The organism is Polynucleobacter antarcticus (assembly GCF_013307245.1).
Lineage (GTDB): Bacteria > Pseudomonadota > Gammaproteobacteria > Burkholderiales > Burkholderiaceae > Polynucleobacter > Polynucleobacter antarcticus.
In genome coordinates this window covers 1,047,587-1,069,308 of record NZ_CP028941.1, presented here as the reverse complement: position 1 = coordinate 1,069,308, position 21,722 = coordinate 1,047,587, and the positions used below count along the sequence as shown (strand labels likewise).

Annotated in this window: 24 protein-coding genes and 3 tRNA genes; 10 read left to right on the top strand and 17 right to left on the bottom strand. The window is 44.5% G+C overall.

Features of this window, described 5'->3' with window-relative positions:
• The first annotated feature begins 69 nt into the window (after nt 1-69).
• From pyrG to ftsB, 4 genes are read left to right on the top strand one after another with little or no spacing between them, the layout of a single operon-like run.
• The gene (gene pyrG, locus DCO16_RS05635) at nt 70-1,731 is read left to right on the top strand and encodes a CTP synthase (RefSeq protein WP_173942752.1); all 1,662 of its coding nucleotides are present in this window, start codon (nt 70-72) and stop codon (nt 1,729-1,731) included.
• A 9-nt stretch (nt 1,732-1,740) separates the two neighbouring features.
• Nucleotides 1,741-2,646 (top strand): 3-deoxy-8-phosphooctulonate synthase, encoded by a 906-nt coding sequence (gene kdsA, locus DCO16_RS05630; RefSeq protein ID WP_173942751.1) that lies wholly within the window; start codon nt 1,741-1,743, stop codon nt 2,644-2,646.
• A gap of 52 nt (nt 2,647-2,698) precedes the next feature.
• Nucleotides 2,699-3,985 carry a phosphopyruvate hydratase gene (gene eno / locus DCO16_RS05625; RefSeq protein ID WP_173942750.1) on the top strand — a complete coding sequence of 429 codons (1,287 nt, stop codon included), beginning with the start codon at nt 2,699-2,701 and terminating at the stop codon, nt 3,983-3,985.
• A 28-nt stretch (nt 3,986-4,013) separates the two neighbouring features.
• Nucleotides 4,014-4,340: a cell division protein FtsB gene (gene ftsB / locus DCO16_RS05620; protein ID WP_173942749.1), complete on the top strand. Its 327-nt coding sequence runs from the start codon at nt 4,014-4,016 to the stop codon at nt 4,338-4,340.
• 28 nt (nt 4,341-4,368) lie between these two features.
• On the opposite strand, the gene hslO is transcribed toward ftsB, so the two are convergent.
• Nucleotides 4,369-5,334 (bottom strand): Hsp33 family molecular chaperone HslO, encoded by a 966-nt coding sequence (hslO, locus tag DCO16_RS05615; protein WP_173942748.1) that lies wholly within the window; start codon nt 5,332-5,334, stop codon nt 4,369-4,371.
• A gap of 80 nt (nt 5,335-5,414) precedes the next feature.
• Between hslO and gltX the strand changes: the two genes are divergently transcribed.
• The 4 genes from gltX to DCO16_RS05595 all read left to right on the top strand — a co-directional run bounded on the left by gltX (nt 5,415) and on the right by DCO16_RS05595 (nt 7,210).
• A complete protein-coding gene (gene gltX / locus DCO16_RS05610) occupies nt 5,415-6,821 on the top strand; it encodes a glutamate--tRNA ligase (protein WP_415836161.1) in 1,407 nt (468 codons plus the stop codon).
• Between the two features lie 78 nt (nt 6,822-6,899).
• A tRNA-Ala gene (locus DCO16_RS05605) sits at nt 6,900-6,975 on the top strand.
• Between the two features lie 25 nt (nt 6,976-7,000).
• Nucleotides 7,001-7,076 (top strand) — tRNA-Glu (locus tag DCO16_RS05600).
• 57 nt (nt 7,077-7,133) lie between these two features.
• A tRNA-Asp gene (locus DCO16_RS05595) sits at nt 7,134-7,210 on the top strand.
• A gap of 90 nt (nt 7,211-7,300) precedes the next feature.
• Here DCO16_RS05595 and DCO16_RS05590 read toward each other — a convergent pair.
• From DCO16_RS05590 to DCO16_RS05555, 8 genes are all read right to left on the bottom strand, one after another.
• Nucleotides 7,301-7,675 carry a hypothetical protein gene (locus DCO16_RS05590; protein WP_173942747.1) on the bottom strand — a complete coding sequence of 125 codons (375 nt, stop codon included), beginning with the start codon at nt 7,673-7,675 and terminating at the stop codon, nt 7,301-7,303.
• A 417-nt stretch (nt 7,676-8,092) separates the two neighbouring features.
• Nucleotides 8,093-8,398 (bottom strand): hypothetical protein, encoded by a 306-nt coding sequence (locus tag DCO16_RS05585; protein WP_173942746.1) that lies wholly within the window; start codon nt 8,396-8,398, stop codon nt 8,093-8,095.
• A gap of 139 nt (nt 8,399-8,537) precedes the next feature.
• A complete protein-coding gene (locus DCO16_RS05580; protein ID WP_173942745.1) occupies nt 8,538-8,762 on the bottom strand; it encodes a hypothetical protein in 225 nt (74 codons plus the stop codon).
• Nucleotides 8,763-9,701, bottom strand: coding sequence for a hypothetical protein (locus tag DCO16_RS05575; protein WP_173942744.1), 939 nt, complete (start codon nt 9,699-9,701; stop codon nt 8,763-8,765).
• 77 nt (nt 9,702-9,778) lie between these two features.
• On the bottom strand, nt 9,779-9,997 hold the full coding sequence (locus DCO16_RS05570; protein ID WP_173942743.1) for a hypothetical protein: 219 nt from the start codon (nt 9,995-9,997) through the stop codon (nt 9,779-9,781).
• A gap of 80 nt (nt 9,998-10,077) precedes the next feature.
• Nucleotides 10,078-12,078 carry a hypothetical protein gene (locus tag DCO16_RS05565; RefSeq protein ID WP_173942742.1) on the bottom strand — a complete coding sequence of 667 codons (2,001 nt, stop codon included), beginning with the start codon at nt 12,076-12,078 and terminating at the stop codon, nt 10,078-10,080.
• Complete coding sequence (locus DCO16_RS05560; RefSeq protein ID WP_173942741.1) at nt 12,053-12,769, bottom strand: hypothetical protein; 717 nt, start codon at nt 12,767-12,769, stop codon at nt 12,053-12,055. Before DCO16_RS05560 ends, DCO16_RS05565 begins: the two co-directional genes overlap by 26 nt.
• Nucleotides 12,769-13,080, bottom strand: a complete 312-nt coding sequence (locus DCO16_RS05555) for a hypothetical protein (RefSeq protein WP_173942740.1) — start codon at nt 13,078-13,080, stop codon at nt 12,769-12,771. The genes DCO16_RS05560 and DCO16_RS05555 overlap by 1 nt, the downstream gene beginning before the upstream one ends.
• A gap of 617 nt (nt 13,081-13,697) precedes the next feature.
• On the opposite strand from DCO16_RS05555, the gene DCO16_RS05550 reads away from it, so the two are divergent.
• Nucleotides 13,698-13,952: a hypothetical protein gene (locus DCO16_RS05550; protein WP_173942739.1), complete on the top strand. Its 255-nt coding sequence runs from the start codon at nt 13,698-13,700 to the stop codon at nt 13,950-13,952.
• Nucleotides 13,953-14,423: 471 nt separating this feature from the next.
• On the opposite strand, the gene DCO16_RS05545 is transcribed toward DCO16_RS05550, so the two are convergent.
• The 6 genes from DCO16_RS05545 to DCO16_RS05520 form a co-directional block, all read right to left on the bottom strand.
• Nucleotides 14,424-15,149: a recombinase family protein gene (locus DCO16_RS05545; RefSeq protein ID WP_173942738.1), complete on the bottom strand. Its 726-nt coding sequence runs from the start codon at nt 15,147-15,149 to the stop codon at nt 14,424-14,426.
• Between the two features lie 361 nt (nt 15,150-15,510).
• On the bottom strand, nt 15,511-18,297 hold the full coding sequence (locus tag DCO16_RS05540; protein ID WP_173942737.1) for a DEAD/DEAH box helicase: 2,787 nt from the start codon (nt 18,295-18,297) through the stop codon (nt 15,511-15,513).
• 47 nt (nt 18,298-18,344) lie between these two features.
• Entirely contained in the window at nt 18,345-18,557 is a 213-nt protein-coding gene (locus tag DCO16_RS05535) for a hypothetical protein (RefSeq protein WP_173942736.1), read from the bottom strand.
• Nucleotides 18,547-18,723 (bottom strand): hypothetical protein, encoded by a 177-nt coding sequence (locus DCO16_RS05530; protein WP_173942735.1) that lies wholly within the window; start codon nt 18,721-18,723, stop codon nt 18,547-18,549. The genes DCO16_RS05535 and DCO16_RS05530 overlap by 11 nt, the downstream gene beginning before the upstream one ends.
• 38 nt (nt 18,724-18,761) lie before the next feature.
• Nucleotides 18,762-19,295 carry a hypothetical protein gene (locus tag DCO16_RS05525; protein WP_173942734.1) on the bottom strand — a complete coding sequence of 178 codons (534 nt, stop codon included), beginning with the start codon at nt 19,293-19,295 and terminating at the stop codon, nt 18,762-18,764.
• Nucleotides 19,261-19,761: a CC0125/CC1285 family lipoprotein gene (locus DCO16_RS05520; RefSeq protein WP_173942733.1), complete on the bottom strand. Its 501-nt coding sequence runs from the start codon at nt 19,759-19,761 to the stop codon at nt 19,261-19,263. Before DCO16_RS05520 ends, DCO16_RS05525 begins: the two co-directional genes overlap by 35 nt.
• A 105-nt stretch (nt 19,762-19,866) precedes the next feature.
• Here DCO16_RS05520 and DCO16_RS05515 point away from each other — a divergent pair, with 105 nt between their 5' ends.
• Nucleotides 19,867-20,112 (top strand): helix-turn-helix domain-containing protein, encoded by a 246-nt coding sequence (locus DCO16_RS05515; RefSeq protein WP_173942732.1) that lies wholly within the window; start codon nt 19,867-19,869, stop codon nt 20,110-20,112.
• Here DCO16_RS05515 and DCO16_RS05510 read toward each other — a convergent pair.
• Nucleotides 20,109-20,306 carry a hypothetical protein gene (locus DCO16_RS05510; protein ID WP_173942731.1) on the bottom strand — a complete coding sequence of 66 codons (198 nt, stop codon included), beginning with the start codon at nt 20,304-20,306 and terminating at the stop codon, nt 20,109-20,111. The two genes, DCO16_RS05515 and DCO16_RS05510, sit on opposite strands and share 4 nt — an antisense overlap.
• A 9-nt stretch (nt 20,307-20,315) precedes the next feature.
• Nucleotides 20,316-21,662 (bottom strand): tyrosine-type recombinase/integrase, encoded by a 1,347-nt coding sequence (locus tag DCO16_RS05505; RefSeq protein WP_173942730.1) that lies wholly within the window; start codon nt 21,660-21,662, stop codon nt 20,316-20,318.
• Nucleotides 21,663-21,722: the final 60 nt, after the last annotated feature.

Here is a 21,722-nt window from a genome sequence, read left to right as displayed (position 1 = left end):
TGATCCAAAAGAAATGAAATCCGCAGACAGGCTATCGGTATAATTACTTTTTCCAACAGAGCTTAAGCGATGACCAAATACGTTTTTGTCACTGGTGGTGTGGTTTCTTCCCTTGGGAAAGGAATCGCAGCTGCCTCGCTTGCCGCGATTCTTGAATCCCGCGGCCTGAAAGTCACCCTCCTAAAATTAGATCCTTATATCAACGTTGACCCGGGTACCATGAGCCCCCTTCAGCATGGCGAAGTGTTTGTCACTGAAGATGGCGCAGAAACAGATCTCGATTTGGGACACTATGAGCGCTTTGTGTCTGCAAAGATGCGTAAAAGTAACAACTTCACAACTGGTCAGATCTATGAGTCAGTGATCAGTAAAGAGCGTCGCGGTGAATACCTGGGTAAAACGGTTCAGGTCATTCCACATATTACTAATGAGATCCAGGCTTTTGTAGAGCGCGGTGCTTCGGCAAGCCATGATGGCCAAGCTGATATCGCAATTTGTGAAATTGGTGGAACAGTAGGTGATATTGAGTCTTTGCCTTTCTTAGAGGCTGCTCGCCAAATGAGCTTGCGCCTTCCTTTGCATAGTTGTGCCTTTGTGCACCTTACTTTGGTTCCTTACCTCAGTAGTGCAGGGGAATTAAAAACTAAACCAACGCAACACTCTGTTCAAAAATTACGTGAGATCGGCATTATGCCGACCGTACTGTTGTGTCGCGCAGACCGTCCTATTCCGGCAGATGAACGAGCCAAGATTTCTCTATTCTCCAATGTGCGTGAAGAGGCAGTAATTTCTGTCTGGGATGTCGATACGATTTATAAAATCCCTGAGATGCTGCAAGCCCAAGGCATGGATGATTTGATTTGCCGTGAATTAGAGATTCAAGCAAAGCCTGCTGATTTAGCGGTATGGGCTAAGTTGGTATACGAGTTAGCCAATCCTAAATATGAAGTCACGATTGGGATGGTAGGCAAGTACGTTGAGTTGACTGAATCCTATAAGTCCTTGATCGAAGCTTTACGTCACGCAGGAATTCATAATCACACGCGGGTCAATATTAATTACATCGACTCTGAAGTATTAGAAAAAGATGGCATTGATTGCTTGCAGAATCTAGATGCGATCTTAGTTCCTGGTGGATTTGGTAAACGCGGTACGGAGGGCAAAATTGCTGCCATTCGCTATGCCCGAGAAAACAATATTCCTTACTTAGGCATTTGCTTAGGTATGCAATTGGCAGTAATTGAATTTGCTCGTCATGTCGCTGATGTGAAGAATGCCAACAGTACTGAATTTGATCCCGATACAGAAAACCCGGTTGTGGCACTGATTACAGAATGGGTCGATCGAGAAGGGCGTGTTGAGAAACGTAGCAATGACTCAGATCTTGGCGGCACCATGCGCTTGGGATCACAGCGCTGCCCAGTCAAAGAGGGTACCTTAGCGCACACTATTTATGGTGCTGAGGTAAATGAGCGTCACCGCCATCGATACGAAGTAAATAATGTTTATGTACCTCGACTAGAAAAGTCCGGCTTGATTATTTCAGCGAGAACTCCAAACGAGTCCTTGCCAGAGATGATGGAATTACCAAGCGTAATGCATCCATGGTTTTTTGGTGTGCAGTTCCATCCTGAATTTACTTCAACACCGCGTGATGGCCACCCATTATTTTCCGCATTTATTAAGGCCTCATTAGTGCAGCATGATGCCAGCCTGAAACAAGCGGCCTAAGGAAGTTATATGACATCAATTGTAAATTCAAATAAGGATGCAAAGGCCAAGCCATTTAAGTTGTGTGGCTTCGATGTAGGCTTACATCACCGTTTCTTTTTGATCGCAGGACCCTGTGTGATTGAGTCTGAACAATCTGCCTTAGATATTGCGGGCCAGTTAAAAGAAATTACTTTGGCTCTAGGTATTCCGTTTATTTATAAGTCTTCATTTGATAAAGCCAATCGGTCTTCTGGCACTTCTTTCCGCGGCTTAGGAATGGAAAAGGGCTTAGAAATCCTAGCGCGTGTTAAGCGTGAGATTGGCGTACCAGTATTGACTGATATTCATGATACGAGTGAAATAGCACCGGTCTCAAAAGTAGTGGATGTATTGCAGACCCCAGCTTTCTTATGCAGACAGACTGATTTTATTAGAGCTTGTGCGCAAAGCGGTAAGCCTGTCAATTTCAAAAAAGGGCAATTTCTATCTCCTCACGAAATGCTGAACGTGATTGATAAAGCACGCGCTGCTGCTGCCGAAATAAATCTACCAGATCAATTTATGGTGTGTGAGCGTGGCGCCTCATTTGGATATAACAATTTAGTTTCTGATATGCGCAGTCTCGCCATTTTGCGAGAAGCCCATGCCCCAGTGGTTTTTGATGCAACCCATTCTGTCCAACTTCCAGGCGGTCAAGGCAATGCCAGTGGCGGTCAACGTGAGTTTGTGCCTGTATTAGCGCGTGCTGCCGTGGCAGTAGGCATCAGCGGACTCTTTATGGAAACGCATCCTGATCCAGCCAAAGCATTGTCTGATGGTCCGAATGCAGTGCCATTGAATCGCATGAAAGAATTATTAGAGTCCTTGGTAGCCATTGATTCCGTAGTGAAAAAACCAGGATCATTTTTAGAAGATAGCTTTCAGACAAGCTGATTTAGTAGCTGTTTAATAGTTTAATGTATTCATTTTTATTGAGGAGAGGTGCATGAGCGCCATTGTTGACATTATCGGTAGAGAAATATTAGATTCCCGTGGAAATCCCACCGTAGAGTGCGATGTGCTCCTCGAATCTGGCGTGATGGGTCGTGCTGCAGTTCCTTCAGGCGCATCGACTGGTTCACGCGAAGCCATTGAGTTGCGCGACGGTGATCAAGAGCGTTACCTAGGTAAGGGCGTTCTCAAGGCGGTTCAAAATATTAATGTAGAGATTGCTGAAACCATTCTTGGTTTGGATGCGACTGAGCAGGCTTTTCTAGATCACACCCTAAATGATCTAGATGGCACACATAACAAAGCACGACTGGGTGCCAATGCGACTTTAGCAGTTTCTATGGCAGTAGCGAGAGCTGCCGCTGAAGAAGTAGGCTTGCCTTTGTATCGCTACTTTGGCGGTTCAGGTGGCATGCAATTACCAGTCCCAATGATGAATATCGTCAATGGCGGTGCCCATGCTAACAATAGTTTAGATATTCAAGAATTCATGATCATGCCAGTTGGCGCACAAAATTTCCGTGAAGCATTGCGCTGCGGTGCTGAGATTTTCCATGAGCTCAAAAAGATTTTAGGCGCCCAAGGTATGCCGACCACTGTTGGTGATGAAGGTGGCTTTGCTCCAAACTTTAAGAGCAACCAAGAGTGTCTGCAGACTATCATGAAAGCGATTGAAGGTGCCGGCTATCAAGCAGGAGAAGATGTTCTCTTAGCACTGGATTGTGCTGCTACTGAATTCTATAAAGATAGTAAGTACCATCTTGCTGGCGAGAATTTACAACTGACTTCTAGTGAGTTTTCAGATTACCTCGGTCAGTTAGCAGATCAATTTCCGATTGTGTCGATTGAAGATGGTATGCATGAGAGTGATTGGGATGGTTGGGCTGATATTACCCAAAAGTTTGGTAAGAAAATCCAGCTTGTTGGTGATGATCTCTTTGTAACCAATACGCGTATTCTGAAAGAAGGTATCGAAAAAGGGGTTGCGAACTCTATTTTGATCAAGATCAATCAGATCGGTACCTTAACTGAAACCTTTGCCGCAATTGAAATGGCGAAGCGTGCCAACTATACGGCAGTGATTTCCCATCGCTCTGGCGAAACTGAAGACAGTACTATTGCTGATATCGCAGTGGGAACGAATGCCGGTCAAATTAAAACAGGCTCATTATCTCGGTCAGATCGGATTGCTAAGTACAACCAGCTCCTGCGTATTGAAGAGAGTTTAGGTGACGTAGCTACCTATCCTGGTAAGTCTGTTTTTTATAACCTGAAGCGTTAAAGTACACGGGTAAAAGCAGTCCTAGATTATGCGCATTGTCATTTATTCCATGCTGCTATTGCTCATAGCGATTCAGTATCCGCTTTGGCTAGGTAAGGGTGGATGGTTGAAGGTTTACGATATGGAGAAACAGTTAGAGCTCCAACAGGCTAAAAATAGCCTGTTGAGTTTGCGCAATGCCAAGCTGATGGGGGATGTGACCGATCTCAAAGAGGGAACCCGGGCTATTGAAGAACGTGCCCGTGTGGAACACGGCATGATTAAAAGCGGCGAATACTTTGTACAAATCTTGCCAGCTGACAAAACTAATAAAAGCTCACCTAATGGCGAGAAGCCAACAGCTGTTCAGCAGTAGGGATCTGCTTTTCTGGGTCAGTAACGTGTTAATGTTCGCCCAGAGGCGGCCTAGTAGCATCCGCTAATGAATCTGTATTAAATACTTGACGGCAGTCTACTGCATCAAAGCGATAGGCTTTGGCACAAAAATCACATTCACTCTCTACAACACCTTGCTCTGCCAAGATGCTTTCCACTTCCTGCTCGCCCAACATTCTGAGAATATCGGCAACCTTAGTACGCGAACAGCGACATGAAAACTGAATCGTGCGCGGTGGAAAGCTACGCACTCCATTCTCGGTGGACTCTTCTAAAAACAAACGACGCAAAATAGTTGCTGGGGGCAGTGTTAAGAGCTCTTCATTAGTGATGGTTTCGCCTAGCGCCTGAATACGATTCCAACCCTCTGCCGCAACTTGGGGATCTAAGTGAGCATGCCCACCAGAGTCTGGTAAGCGCTGCAATAGCAGCCCACCCACATGCGTTTCATTTGAGCTTAACCAAATACGGGTATCTAACTGCTCAGAGTTTTGCATATATAAGGCAATGGCTTCCGCTGCACTTCTTACGGGTTTGATTACGGTTCCACGATGCTCTTGAAGGGCAACAATGCCTTGATAGGGCGCTTGCCCTGGCTCGCGATCTGCGGGGTCAAGGGTAATGACTAATCTACCTGTGTTTTCAGCATCCAGTAGTTCGGCTAGGGTGGCGTGGGGATCAATCGATTCTGGCTCTACAGACAGCTTGACTGTAGCGCGCATCGTCAAGTCAGACTTGCATTCGACCACTAATAATGAAATCGGCCCTTTGCTTTGAGCCTGAATAATTAAAGTGCCATCAAATTTAAGGCTGGCGCTTAATAGGGTAGCTGCACCAACAAAATCACCCAAAATCTGTCTAACAACCGGCGGATCATTACGGCGCTCTAAAACTGCCTGCCAAGCACTGCTAATCGAGACAATCTCCCCACGGACTGGGGCACCATCGCACATAAAGACAAGTAATTCATTCATAGCTGAAAGTATCCACTTTTTTCTGATTTAGTGGCGGTCTCCACCAAAATCTAGAGTGGCCCCGTTCTTGACCTGAGATAATGTTGCCTATGCATATACGTACACGTTTCGCCCCTAGTCCCACGGGCTTCATCCATTTGGGCAATCTTCGCAGCGCACTCTATCCGTGGGCTTTTGCCCGTCATAATCAAGGTGACTTCATCTTGCGTATTGAAGATACGGATTTGGAGCGCTCTAGCCAAGAAGCGGTAGATGTGATTATTGAAGGTATGGCATGGTTAGGCTTGGATTTAGATGAAGGCCCCATCTATCAAATGCAACGGATTGATCGCTATCGCGAAGTCGTCAAGCAAATGGTTGATGCAGGCTTAGCTTACCCTTGCTATATGAGTGAAGACGAGCTCAATAAGCTTCGTGACCAGCAGATGGAGAATAAAGAAAAGCCGCGTTATAACGGACTCTGGCGCCCTGAACCTGGAAAGACTCTGCCGACTGTACCGCAGGGTGTATTGCCTGTTATTCGCTTCAGAAATCCCATCGGTGGCTCGGTGATATGGAATGATGCTGTCAAAGGCACCATTGAAATTAGTAACGATGAGTTAGATGACTTGGTGATTGCACGTCCAGATGGCACGCCAACATATAACTTCTGTGTCGTAGTCGATGATTTGGATATGAAGATCACCCACGTCATTCGGGGTGATGATCATGTCAACAATACCCCGCGCCAAATTAATATTATGAAAGCCTTAGGTGGCCAGTTGCCTGTGTATGCCCATTTACCAACAGTCCTCAATGACTTAGGTGAAAAAATGAGCAAGCGCAATGGCGCTATGAGTGTGCGTGACTATCAAAAAGCAGGGTACTTACCAGAAGCGATCCTGAACTACTTGGCTCGATTAGGATGGTCTCATGGTGATGCGGAAGTATTCACCAAAGAGCAGTTTGTCGGCTGGTTTGATCTGGAGAGCTTAGGTCGTTCACCAGCGCAACACAATCCAGAAAAGTTACTGTGGCTCAACCATCAATATATTCAAAATGCGGATCCCACAGCATTGGCAACCCTTACTAAACCATTTGCTCACCAACTGGGGATAGATACAGAAAGTGGCCCTGACTTTACTCAAGTGGTGACCTTATTAAAAGATCGCGCCAATACCTTAATTGAAATTGCAGAAGCCGCAAAACTTTTTTACCTGCCAGCCCCGAGCCATAGTACAGAACAAATAGCGGCCAATATTCCTCCAGCGATTGTTCCAGCGCTCGTAGATCTAATTGCAGCGATTAAGACTGCAGAGCATAGTAAAGAGGCCTATGGAACGGCATTTAAGGAGGTCTTAGCAAAACATCTGATCAAGATGCCAGCGCTAGCCATGCCGGTTCGTTACGCCTTATTTGCCACTACCCAGACCCCAGCCATTGATTCTGTCTTAGTTGTTTTAGGGAAGGATGAGGCTATACAAAGGCTCTCCAAGGTTGTCTTATAGGGAATTTGCTCTGGGATACAAAAATAGGCTAAAATCTTGGATTGTTTTGAGTGTCTTGTAGTTTTATTGCGGGATTACGGGGGTATAGCTCAGCTGGGAGAGCGCTTGCATGGCATGCAAGAGGTCAGCGGTTCGATCCCGCTTATCTCCACCAAACACTTGAGATTGCAGTAGTCCAGGTCCCCATCGTCTAGAGGCCTAGGACATCACCCTTTCACGGTGAGTACGGGGGTTCGAATCCCCCTGGGGACGCCAAATTTTGGCTAGTTGTGAGAAGTAGTAGTAAGTGACACAAGTAGCATTCGATGTATTGGAGCGGTAGTTCAGTTGGTTAGAATATCGGCCTGTCACGCCGAGGGTCGCGGGTTCGAGTCCCGTCCGCTCCGCCAAGCATTATTAGAAAGCCACCTTCGGGTGGTTTTTTCTTTATAAATCAAGGGGTTACATGGTTCTGAGAAATTATTTAGGATTGTAATTTTTCAACTACTTACCCCTAAATATCCCCCTAAATTCACCCCTAACCCTTCAACTAATTTATTCGCTTTTCTCGTGGCTACAGACCGAGCAGTTTGAGCCTTCTGAAGTATGCAAATCATTGTTTCCAGCTCCATCCTCCGCTCTTCATAGTTAGCATTAATCTGTTCTTCAGTTAACGGGACGTGGGTGTTGGCAAGCCTGTCCAGTTTCTTCGCTTTGGCACAGCAATATTGCATCCAACCTTCCCCTGTCTTGATGTGTTGAGACCAGCTCTTATGGGTAACGCACTCACGAGTTGCTAAGTCGTAATCAACCCAATAGGTAACGCCTCTTTTATCTGCATCTGCTTGGTATCGTGGTTCTTTGATGACATCCATATGGCTCAGGTCGAAGGCTAATCTCGAGGGCAACTCTCTCAGGTTTAATCTACAACTACTCAGAGAGGAGCGTCTGGGTTCGTACCATTTAAAAGTAATACCCTCAAAACTATCGGTCTGCATAAGTGTCCTCCCTCGTGGGCAGGTTCAGCTCAACCAATTTCTCATAAGAGATATCTTCGGTAATAGCGAGGCTCTGCATTCTGGGGGTGAGGGGAGTTCTGTGAAGGAAGTAGAACGTACCCCCAATTTGATGTAGCTCCTTAGCTTTTACTAGCTCACTCACTCTTTGAAAGTAGCCCTTGAAGCAGGGAACTTTAATCACCATCTCTTCAGTGATATTTTTCCCGTCTAGTGTGGATAAGGTATATGGAGAATGAAGAAGTACTGAAGTGGGAGTTATTTCGCTCATCTTCATCATTGAGTTACCTCAGCACTTTGAGACTCATAGGGATGGAGCATCTTGCCTGTCATATCAAATCGCTGGGCATACTCATCAAAAGCGACATCCACTTCATCCTTATAGTGGGCTGAGTAGAAACTCAAGGCACTACTTAGAATCTCGCTAGGGTACTGTTTGCGATGCTGGCTCAATGCTCCGATGAGGGCTAGGTGGTGCTTAGAGACTGCATAGACTCGCCATACCAACCCGTAGGGGGCATCACCTCCACCAGTGAGCTTCGGCTTAATGTATTTCTGTTTATAGGTTTGCTGTTCCATCATGTATTCCTTGTGTATGAAAAAAAGTCCCCAGTAGATCTCCTTAAGTTGTCTCGCTAGTCTCCCCTCGGGGATGCTGAAGTAAGGCTTAAGGTTCACTACTAGGGACTTAAAGACTGCGTTACTGCTTTGTTGTTATTGTTTATTCGTCTCGAGCTAGAGATGCTGCATAGCCAACCTGAAAAGGAAGATCCTCTCGGATGATTGTTGGGCTATCTGCTTGTTGTCTGAGAATGTAGTACCCACCTTGATCTCGATACAGCTTATGTCCAGCTACTGTTGAATGCTCTTGTGGCTCAGGGATTATTTGCTTAGCTCCGAACTTCACCTTCTCAAAGTGATGAACAGAGATGCTCTTAGCGACCACTTAGATGAACCTAGATCGGGCAGCACTTTTAACTGTCATCTCCCCGAACCCTTCAATGTGAATAGTCCGCTCACCACTAGCACTCTTGCCTAGTTTGTAACCTGACTTCTCCAGCCATTCCTCAGAGGGAGGAGTTACTTGTGCCCATTGCCCCACGAGCTTACCTAGATCCCTAAATTGATTCTGATTGACCATCTTATTGACAGCACCCCGCAAATCATTCGGGGCGTTTTGTTTTGCCCATTCATAGAACTGAGGGATGTCAGCTTTATTCATACCTACAGTACCCTCAAGGTATCTCTCCGCACCCTTAGAGTATTGCTCCATGACCTTGCCAATTGTTGCTGAGGCTTGCTCTGGAGATTGCCCTGAAGATTTACTAAGAGAATTAATCACACTTGAGTAGTCCCCAGAGATTACTGAAGCAATGCCGTGAGAAGTGATTGCACTCAAGGAATTGGGTGGAAGATCGGTAGGGATCAGGTTATTGATCTCAGCGTTCTCGCTCTCAGTCATTGCAAAGCTAGTGTGGGCATCTGAAGGTTCACTCTGAGATTCCTTAGGGGCTTCTGGAGATGCCTCAGCGTTGAACTCGTATCTACCTTGAGTGTTCATAGAGAGCACTCCCATGGTCTCGAGTACCTTCGCTTGAGTAGGAATTCCTTTGTAATTTACTAGATCATCGCCACGACTAATGAAAGACTTGGGTGTACCTGAAGAGCTAGTGACATTCGCTCCCTCATTCGCATTGATTGAGGTGACTTCTGAGCGGGTGGTTTGGTTAGTATTCCCATCGAAGGAATGGCTTTGGTTACCTGAGGTGTTGACTGAGATACTCATGCCCTGATCGGCATTACCTCGGGAGTCCATAGGCTGGGCGAGATTGGATTCTAAAGATGCGCCTGAACCCGCACCTACTACATATGATTGATGTGACATTATTTAATTTCTTTCTGTGTGTGGAAGCTTAGATTTAAGTAAAGCAATGAGTGCAAATATCGAAATGAAAAGCATGATTACTTGAGGTTGTTACTAGTGAGACCCAAGGGATCATTTGAACTGGCATAAAAGAAACGCCCTTGTGACTGCCGAACTATTCCAGCCCTTGTGAACTCAAGGATTGAATTGGTTACATTACCTAGGCTGATAACGCTGGCATTGGATAGCAACCCTAAAGAGGCAATGATTTCTTGGTCGTTTGTTTGTGCAATTGTTACGGGAGTTATTTGATTCATTTTGATTTCCTGTGTATAAAAAAACCACTCGTAAGTGGCTCGGTTGGTTGCATGGGTTGCTTGTATTACTACGCAGTGCTTTAGGTTTCATCTTGAAAGACTTTCTTGAATGACCTTGAGCCAGCCGGTAAGATCCAACCTAGATTGGTCTTGAGGACTTGATCTCTTGATACTTGAAATGTCTTCTCAGGCATCTCAGTAAGACCATAGGTTTGCTTAAAAGCCCGAACTGATATCTGCGTAAGTGAGCCTAAGTTCAACTGAGTAAATCCATCACGGATCACCTTAGCAATACCCTCGATTGCCTCTCGCTTCATTAGTGAAGTGTCTTGAGGTATCCACTCGACTACTTGAAGTCCTCTCATGATTTCTCTTAAAGGCTCTTCGATTCGTGGTTCATCAAGAACAAGATAGAGATGGGCTGGGAGGGCTTTACCTTTAGAGACGATCCTTGCTTGTGATCGAAGACCAGCTTGATAAACTAGATGAGCAAATTCGCTCACCATCGCTTGATTGAGAAGGGACTGGTCGATATCTCTAAGGATGTCTTGCGACTGTCCCACGAGCTGAGCTAAGAAGCTATTCTCTTGTTGCCGTAGTACTCCAGCCATGAAGAGGTGGCTACAGTAAGAGGCATTGTTACTTCCAGTTTCTTGACCCCATGTCTTGAAGATGAATCGAGGTTTAACTGATCCATCTCTTAAGGTGACTTGGCTAGAAAGATTTATTCCTTCTGATTCCAACGCATCCTTAATGACTTGTGCGTGATGTAATTTCCTTTTGTCTGTCCATTTAAAGGTGAAGAGGCAAACGGCTTCATTCAGTGGGATCTCTTTGATGACTAGGGCGATCTCCTTGGCAATTTTAGGGGACTTCACCGAGTTCTCCGCAGATAGCCTAGAGCCGTAATAGTTCATTCTGTGAAGAACCACGTCCTCGTAAGATTTGAGGTTATGGCGATGTACAAAGAACTTAGGCTCAGTCAGTGTAGGATCGACCTTTACTAACTCCCGTATCCGATAGCTTGCATCTAAGACTACGAGGTTAGTTAGCTCCTTACTAATAGAGTCATTGAATTGGAGGACTGCCTCACCTCCAGCTAAAGAGACTCTGACGGGATCTGAAGACATCTTGAGAAGGTCTCTGAGCATCTGCCTCCATTCGTACCGCTTATCCTTCTGGTTGTACTTAGAGAGTCCCTCGAATTTAGTTGCTTCAATATCGGAGAGGTAGGGCAGGGTGAGAACACTCACTGGAGTTCCTTGCTTTTGAGCATTCTCTTCCTTGATGAGAAGATCGTAGGATCTTTTGAGCCAGCTAATGTAGTGATCGACTTCAGGGTTATTGAATTGGGTATTCTCAAACTCTTGAATAGCAGTCTTCAGATCTCTCAGTCCAATAGAGGTAGCCTCAGTTGAAATAAAGGATTCATCCCAAATCGTGAGAGTCCTTGGCTTCCCCTTGAACTGGGTGTGCTTGACGATCTCTCTCTTGCCCTTTACCTTGGAGTGACTTACTAAAAGGAATTGAAACTGGGTGCTGTCCTCTTTTGCATTAGAAGGTTTTGCTGCGTAACCCTTTCTGACTGAGCCATCCATATTTATTACTTCACCATCAAGGATTGGAGAGCTTGGAGCGTAAGTGTATGAATGGACTAATCCAATCTTTTGAGGAGGGACTCCAGCCTCTAGCAGAGCATCCACCATGAGACATAGTTCCGATATCTTGGATTGGCAAATCATGATGGACTTAGAGTCAAGCCCGAGTTGATGAATAGCTGAAGCTAAAGCAACCACTGAAAGGGTCTTCCCCAGTCCGCAGTCTAGGGCTACTACGAATCTCCCTGAGACTTCTTTAAATACAATCCTAGAGTAAAGATCAGTGACCTCTAAGAGGGCTTGCTTATGCTCATCTGAGAGAGTGTTGCCATAGGACTCAATCTTATTTTGAAGAGTTCTTAGGGTGGTTAAAGAGAGCTTCTCACGAGGAGATCCCTTGGTACTGAGTCTCTGTATATTCTTTTCAGAGCGTCTTCTTTGAGATCTATTTAAGGTGTTACTTGATATGTTTAATTGCTGCATAAATTCGTTCCTTGTTTGTTTTGAGCCTCTCAGCTCTGGCATCAATTTGCCGGTGTAGCAACATTCCTGTGATTCCGAAGATGCCTGTAATGACTTCCCATACGACTGCCCGTTCAGCCATATAGAGAGGGACTAAGTGGGCAAAGCTTGACCCATCACTGCGAAGGTGACGCCCTCTAAAAGACTTAGCTTTATTTCTGAGACTACGAATCATTTGGTGCTTGAACGCATCCTCATTTACGAATAACTTAGGATCACTTTCTTGCAGCCACTGCCAGCTACAGTAAACATTGAAGGCTTGCTCCATTCCTAGGTTATGAAAGATGTCGTAGCAGATCTGAAGACCTCTGTAATAGGTTCTAATTCTTGCTGTGCCATCGTTGCACCTATTTAGCTCTGTGTTGACACGAAGGATCGCTCCATTCCATCGCTCTTCAATAGCACTCATTAATTCCACCCAAGATGGATTAGATTTATTTTCTTCAGCCAATAACTTGACTGCATTAATAGCAAATATCGAGGTAGCTTTTGAAATTAATTCCTGCTCGGGATGTCCGCGGAAAAGTAGTCTATTTTTATGGATGGGGCAGTAGCGATGACCAGATCTTCTTGCTCTATTGCACCCATAGAGAACGCAGGTAGTGCCATAGTATTTTTGCGTGGTGTTAACTAAACCACCCATGCCAGACATTACCCACCTCTAATTGTGTTGCCGGTCTTAGCTAGACGAAGATATTTGGTGCGTTCAATCTCGGTAGCCTCATCACTACATAAAGAGGTTTGCTGGTACTCGTAAAGGAGGTTTAGAGACCTTCTTAGAATCAAACTCATGGAGCAGATTGAGTTCTTATCGAGTTGAATAGAGGGATGCTGGATTAACTTAGCGAGCCTATCCGTTTCTGCTTTGTGGATGATGGTTGTCTTGATTTCATATCGATTAAGGAACTTGTCGGGCATCTTGCCTGTCAACCTCCTGATGCGTTTCTTTTGTGTGTCGATCATAGTGATCCTTTGTATGGTTTCTTTGTCTGGGATTGCGGTAGGACGAAGTTTTGAATTTTTTTAATCAATCGAGTGCACTGACCCCTTAGAAGGGTGCTAATTATCTGTAGATCCCCCTAAGGGGGTTGGTAATTATTTGAAGATCACTCCTAATACCGTACATATCACTAAGCCATTGATTTAATTGACTATTTATTTAGAGGGATTTGTGAGGAAGGTTTCCCTGCTCAATCGAGTGTTTCCACCCCTATAGTCGTAGGTAATTCTTCCCTAGAGAGGTATGCAATTATTTGAAGATCTCTCCTAATACCGTACATATCACTAATTCATTGATTTAGAGGGATTTGAGAGGCAGGTTTCTCTTCTCTAACACCACAGGTAATCGCAAAGTATTGATCGGCAACCCTAAGTCAGCTAACAGATTCCGACTACAAAGCCCGTGGGGGAAGCGGGTGACCAATCATTCACTAGATCATTTAGTTGCAGATCAGAAATCATTTCTAAGCTGTAAAAATTTAGAAGTCATGATTAGCGTCAATAAGATAGATTTTCTGTAGTTGGTTTATTGGTGGTCAATCGTTAAGCTAAACGCTTACTCAACGATCAGGACTACCAAGATGAAACAGACAATCAATTCGATCATCAAAGCTCAGAGAGCTGCTCAAGACCCTAAGGTTGTGCTGATGTTCATACTTGAGGATGACTCTAATAGCCAAGGCTGGGAAAGTTCAGTACTGCTGGGCGAAACCGCCATGATGCTCGAGGGAGATGCTGAGGAGACTCTAAGTAAAGCTGAGGACGGACTAAGAGAGTTACTTAGAGATGGGGCAGTGTTTGCTCAAGGGATGCTCATCAGGTTGTCTCATCATTGATTGAAAGGGGTTACTTGGTGGTGGTGTTTCCTTAAGGGAAACTTAGAGGCATCTTTATGGCGCAACTATTAGATCGTTAATGGGATCACTGGGGTGGGCTAATGGAGTTGCTAGGGGTTTCATAAAGATGCTCTAAGAGATGCTGAGCGATTCCTTAGCGATACAACCACCACCAGTTAAAACTGAGCATCTAACTTAGCCTTAAGTTAACGGCATTCCCCCTAAGAGAAAAACAAAAGCTTTAACGACTATGCCGTTAAGTTTTAAGTCATACCCAGCATGGCTTAGAGGGCTATTAAGTCTGTTTTTTGTCAGGTATTTAGGGTTTCACTTCTGATGCTGGACGCTGACATTTTTAGTTGATTCGCCACTACAGGCTTTATTTCGAGCAAATAGCCCGTTTCAGATAATTTGGGTCAGATACACCCCTAAAGCCCCTCTAGAAAGCCCCCTAAGACACCTTCAAGACACTCAAATCACCGGAGCAATGACTGTCTTCCGAATTACTACTTGAACTGTCCTAGAGCGAACTGGAGCATCTGCTTGTAACCGCCCAATAACTCTCGATACTTGCATCGAAGTCCACACACCACCTCGCACAGTCTTGATATCAGCATCGTTAAGAGCTACTGAAATGTCCTTAAGGGACTCTCCAGCTTTGTGCTTAGGCATAACGATCTTCTCAAGCGATCTAGCGAAGGATAGGGCAGAGGCAGCTCTCACCTTATTGCGTTGCATAGTGCTATCTCTGAGACCTCCCAGCTTGACTCCTCGTGCTTGAGCCTCCCGCAGGGCAGCCTTAGTCCTCTCAGATATGAATGCCCGTTCCTGCTCAGCCAGAGAGGCATATAAATGTAACTCAAAGTTACTGGCTTGTGGAAGGTTAGCTACCTTGAACTGAACAGTCTTATCTTCCATAAGGGCAGAGATATAGCTCACCTTACGACTCAACCTATCGAGCTTGGACACTAAAAGGATAGCTTTGGTCTTACGAGCAAGGGCAACAGCCTTGAATAGCTCAGGTCTCGCATCACTAGCCCCAGAAAGTATCTCTAGGAACTCCCCAATGACCTTGTAGGGCTTCCCTGAGAATGCCTTGAGGTAGGTATCAATGTCTCTCGATTGTGCTTCTAAGCCCAGTCCTGAGCGTCCTTGCTCTGCACTCGATACCCGTCTGTAAGTAATGTACTGAATCATCTAGAACCCCCATTTAATCAAGCAATCAGCTTAACATTTTTTGGGGAACATATGTCATAGTTCGTTGTGACTGTTATGACTGATTCATTGGATCACTAGAGAGGCTCTAGGAAGCCCTAAGAGACACGCTGAGAGAAGAGGCTACAGACCCATCAAGTATTGCTTAGAGGTAGACTGGAGTTGATGAAGAGGCTTGGTGAGGATTGCTTGAGTAGGGCTGAGGATTACTGCTGGGGATGCTTGGAGATGAGTGTTTTCAGGGACAAATTGAAGGGGTCAAGGGGGGTAATCGTTCGGCTGAATTGATTGAGTCTCTACAGAAATTTTTATTACAGAATATTTTGGTCCGAAGCGATGAAGACTATTTCTTATTTGGATTAAAGATGAACCCAACCTTTTCAAGCTCTTTGATTCTTTGATTTGAAAGCCGACTCTCTCTAAATTGTTGTCTTTGAGTATTTATCCAATTTTTTAATTTAGTGTCAGAACTTTTTATATGAGATGGAGGAGTAATAAATTGCGAGGCATAAAGTTTATATTGATCAAACATATCTTGCCAATTAGCATTGGTTTGTTGATCACGATTAAGTGTTCCTAGGAATGAAGACCAATCTATCCATCCTGCATCAAGATAAACCTGCTGAGGTGACCTAGGAAGGTCATCAGGAAACACTCCGTAGACTGATTGATCTCCTCTTGCCCAAGCTTGGTAGCTATTTGAAGTAGGAATACTTAGCTTACTCACAGCCAATACAGCCTCTTGGTAAGTTAAGTTTGAATCGTTCTTGCGGTCAAAATCTTTTCGTTCAAGATCAAAATTAATACTCTGTAGTTTAGTTTTATGATGTTCACTAAGCCGACTCTCTCGATATTTAACTCTTTGCTTAACTACCCATCGAGCCAATTCACGATTAGGGTCTCGGCTTCCTATATTAGATGTTCCATTAATATTGAAATACTCTTTTACTAAGCTAAATTTATGCTCCCACTTTGAATCATAGGGGGTAGGATCAAATCCTAAGGCAATAAGCCTATTTGCCCTATCTTCTTGCAGAGCCCCAGAATTAGTTGCCGATCTTTGGTGGCTAACCCACTTATCAAGATTGTATTTATTGAGAGCTTTAAAACCTTTTGGAACACTGCAATCCCCATTAGCTAATTTATAGCTTTCTAGAAGCCCAAAGTAAAACTCCCATGAGGCAGTCATGTTCTCAACAAGCACTGTTCGTAAGGAATCCCCAAAGGATGACTCTACGGAAACAGGAAGGTCAATCACAATCTTATTAAACGCTCCCTCTACAACTGAAGAACCCTTTCTACCCATCTCAGTTCTCATCTGATCTAACTCATCAGCAAGAACATCGTCATGCGCCTTCAGTGCATTTAGTACATCCCATATTGGCTTAAAGTTTCCTCCTTCAAGGAACTCTTCAGGGTTCTCTCCGCTACCAATAAAGACAGGCAGCACAATCGTCCCAGCAGTCTTATTGGCACTCAGGCGAATAGCTCTCCCCACAGCTTGAATAATGTCTATCTGGCTTCCTCTGGGGTCAATGAAGGCAACTCCATCTAGTGAGGGAACATCCACTCCCTCAGAGAGGCATCTCGCATTCGTTAAGAGACCCCTTTGGTTATCGCTCAGACCTTTTAATTGACCAAGCTTTCTCCTACGCTTATCGGTAGGCATCTCACCAGATACAAAGTCAGTCTTTAGCTCACCACTAGGGCGATGTTTCTCATCCATCCACTCAATAACCTTATGGATATCCTGAGAGAACTCTTCGGCTCTCTTCACACGACTGTGAAAGCTGATCACTCGGTGAAGGTTGTAATCTTTAAATGCTTTGAGGAGTCCCACTTGGGAGGCTAGGGTCTCAGCATCTATTTCAAGACCTGATTCAGTCTTAAGTAACTCTCTATTCTCAATCCAAGAGGAGACCATTGGGCTATCAACACCGACAATGACCACTTGGTAGTCAGTCAGCAATTCTAGTTTGATGGCTTGACCAAAGCTTAGACTAAAGAGTGGCTTACCGAAGACCTCTTCATCATCCATGCCAACTACCTCAATACCTCTCTCAGAGGCTGCCTTCTTAACTGAAGATGAGTAAGTTCGGGGAGTGGCTGTTGTGAAGAGTCTCTTGTTAGCTCTGATCTTCTGGGCATCAAGGATGGTAGAGAAGTCTCCTGAGACCTTACCAGCACAACGATGAGCCTCGTCAGCAATTGCTAAGTCAAAGTAGGGGGTTGATTGATCTGCCTGAGCTTCAGCAATAAGAGGGGAGGATTGATAGGTAGAGAACACCACCTTCTTACCGGATCTGTTGAGGAAGGATCTAATCTCATTTGGGTCTGAGGTTACGGGGAAGGCTAGGTCTGCAACAGAATGAACTGCCTCATCATTGCCTCGTTTCCCTACTGAATCATCAGAGCAAACACAGAGTACCTCAAAGGGTTCGTTGGCAACTCTAGTCCACTCATGAAGTGTCTGTGATAGTAACCCTAAGGAAGGTAACAAGACGAGCGTTGATTGAGCCTGAAGTCTTTCCTTGATCCAAAGGGTTGTAAAAGTTTTCCCAGTCCCGCATGCCATGATCAATTGACCACGATCTACATCTTTAAACTTAGTTGAGACAGCCTCTATTGCATCTATTTGATGGGATCTTGGAGGAGGTTTAACTTTAGGTTTAGCTGTAGATAGCTCACTCATCGATGAGGGATATTCAATAGCAGAATCTTCAAAGTGAGAGAGAAGGTATCTCGTTACTTTCTTATCTTGGGCATCACATACTTGCTTAGCATTCGCACCAATGCGATCTGTAGTGGCTATTAACAGTCTCTTATCGATACCCTGACGATTGGATTCACTTAGGAAGGTATCTACATCCTTCTTAGTAATGTCGTACTGAGGGGAGTAGCACTTAGATTGAACAGCCCAAGTCTCTCCATTGCGATGCTTAAAGACTAGATCTATTCCACAGTCAGCACCCCAGCGTTCAGGATAGTCCTCCCAGAGCCAGATTTGATCGACTTGAGTTGACCACTCAGGATCATTCTTGAGAAACCATTTAACGAAATGTTCGAATTGCTTCCCACGCTTTCCAGCTTCAGGATCAAGACTACTTAAGAAGTCAGCAAAACTGGACATAAATACTCGCTAAATAAGCTCAATATTGCCATAAACAGCGGAGGAGGCTAGTCCTCTAACTTCTCTCTAGTAAACCTCAGAGTCTCCTTAACGAACCCTGTAGGTGCTGGCTTAGTCTTCCTATGACTCATCTCGGATTCAACCGCCTTGGCGAACTCCAAAGCCTTCATAGCCTCTGCATCCTTAGTTGCCTGTAGTTCAGAAGCAGGGATGACCTTAAGTCTTCTAAAGAGGTCTTTCAGGGACTCCTTATTGGTCATCTACGTTATCCATGAACTCAGGATCTCTCACTCGGATCTCCTCATGAACTACTGGGGGAGGCTTGACTTCCTTCTCAGGTCGCTTGCCGCCAAAGTAGGGATGACGATTAGCATCGACACTTGGAGGGTTCTGATGGACTCTCCCGAAGTATTCAACATCATTCATTTCATCTCGATCAATTTAGTTATGGAGAGCGTTAGTTGTTAATGAGTATTCCAGTATTGAGTTGGTTTATCTACCTCTGAAAAAGGAATAAACATATCAACACCATCACCTGCCTTGGTAAGAGCATAAGCCCCAAGAGGAATGCCCTTTAGTTTTCCAGATGAAACCTCAGATTGATTATCCAAATTAACATATCCAACACCTTTTGCAAACTCGGTAACAGTCTTAACTTCCTTTGAACCAAGATCTGCTAAGCCAACCATTACATTGAATCTAGAACCCGTTGTTGTTGCGTACACATAGATATTTGATCTGAAGCATCCCTTAGCTTGGATGTTGCCCGTATCCATTTGTCCTTTATCTGGAGTTACTTTAACGGAGCTACAAGCGAAGAGCTTCTTAACTACTTCACCCTGTTCTTGACTGACGGCATAGGTGAGGGGGTTATACATAACAAGAAATAGGGTTAACAAGGCTGACTTAATCATTTTAAATTTATATGAGTTGGTGAATAGGGACTTAGTTGTCATTAAGTATTCAACGTCGCCCATCAATAAAAACTTGATAGTCATGCTTTACTTGCTGGGCATCTACAACCTTTTCTCGCCCATTGACATCGGCATTTGGGAGGATTCGAAAGTCAAGGATGTACCATCCACCGCTAATTGGGGCTGTAACTGATGGACTTCCTATTGATGATGAGGAGATGTAAGCAGTCGATCCTGAAATGGATGCTGTGCTGTTTGTTGAGCTACTGGATGGTGTAGTCACATAGAAGGTTGATATTTGTGTACTCGAATTTAGAACTAAAAAATACCTCTTGTTTTTAGACTCTGTTATTTCTGAGGCTCGATACATTGCAAACTTCTCAAGATCAGCCCAATCCTTCTGCCATGCCTCACCAACTTTTACCTGATAGGTATCTTGACCCAATTGAGTATCAACATATCCGGGCTGAATACCGGGTATCCGTTCCGTATACCTAACAGAACATGCACTGAGAGCTAATGCTGATAAAAGGATAAATACGAATTTCATTTCTTCCTTAGGTAGACTTGAATTCCTATTTGTGGGTAATAGATGCTTATATAGATTGGTATTATATCCCGTGGTGTTAAGTCCAACCCAATTGCATGATTGGGTATGGCTAAACCATTCCCGCGACATGAAGATCACTCTGAGCTCAAGGCTCTAGGAGAAACTATTCGTGCTTTAAGACTCAAGAAGGACATCTCTCAGGAAGCCTTGGCAGTTGACGCTGGAATTGATCGCTCTTATATGGGTGGAATAGAGCGGGGTGAACATAACCTTGCTATGGTTAACCTTATAAAGGTTGCAGATGCTCTTGGTGTGTCCCTTAAAGACTTGATGGGTAAAGCAAGGCTTTAAGATTCTCCTGTGTGTTCTTCAGTTCTCATTCGCTTTAACTCAATGCACCACCGAGCATCATCCCCATGGAATCCTGTCATGTCCCTGATCGAGTCACTGCAGATCTCTGGATGGGCATCATCAATGGCATCACGAGCTTCCTTACGGGCTATTTCTCGAGCTGGGGAGATATAAGGGGAATATGCACTCATCATGGTAGATCCTTATTTAAGATCAACATCGGGATACTTCAAGCTCTTAATCATTGGCAACATAACAGGTGCATCAATACCAGCAGAGTATCGTCCCGTAGTCATATTCGGATTGTCGTGACCTACAAGATTGGCTATAGATGTCTCACGATATCCAGCCCTATCTAACTGCGTTACAACACACTTCCTAATGGAGTGAAAGACCTTCTTAGCCTCAAAGCCCATTTCCTTTTTAAGCCTACCAAAGCGTTTACTTACAGCATCCGATCTGTTGCTGTACTTGTTGTTCTGAAGACCTTCAATCAGATAGGCATCTTTAGGGGGTTGTTCAGCATCACCTTGTGCTTCTTTTAGCAGTCTGTCAACAAGGGCATCTAGAAGGGGGTGCACGGGTACTACACGAATTCCAGCATTAGTCTTCGAGTCAACAATATCAAAGCACCTGATACCTTCAGCATCAATGATGTGGGCTACTTTAAGGGAGCAAATCTCATTAATTCTCATGCCAGTAAACATTGCAATGGCAGTAACTGTAGCTAGTTGCTTGTCATCCTCAGGAATAGCTTTAAAGATTCTGGAGACTTCTTTTGGGTCTAATGGTATCCACCCCTTATTGGAGAGATTTACCTTTGTCTTTTCAGCCTTTGGAATTACACCTACCATCGGATTGACAACATTCTCACCAACAAGTCCGATGCTGTCGATGTAGTTATAGAGATGCCTAACCCCACACATAAAACGATCTTCAAGAGTAGTCCGTGTCATGGGCTTTACATTCTTTGGATCTACTCCGTAGTCCATGAGGAAAGAAATCCACTCCTTCATTGCATTCCTTGTAACAGCCTCGAGGTGAACAAACTTATTCACAAATACCTGAGCATCCCTCTTGTATGAATCGGCTGTTTTAGGTGAGTAGTTATTTAGCTTGGATTTAGCCCACTTGTCATAGAGTGGTTGAAGGGGAGTCTTAAGTCCATATGCCGTGTGGTGAAAATCCGAAGAAGCTTTTATGCCCTGAGTTACTCTGATCTTTTCAACAATACGATCAATCTCATCCTGAAGGACTTCACGCTCATGGTGGTTATCCCCTTCATCAGGAGAAAGTTCAAGCAAGTTTCTGAGTCTTAAAGCCAAGTCTATAGAGGACTCGGGATGCTCAGCTTGTTTCACTGAAGATCTAGCAAGTGCTATCTCCCGTCTCCAGCCAGTAACTATTGGAGATGCCTCTTGAGAAGCTTTCCCCTTAGCTCCAGTTGCAGAGAGTTTCTTGAGAAATTTAGACTTCCCAATTTGCTCCCTCACATCACTGGGAACTGAGAGGTACGCATACCAGCCGTCAACTCTTTTTTCTACATTCATGGGGTGGGATTTTGTAAATTCATAAGTTCATACTACACCTATTTACCCCTGAACTTACCC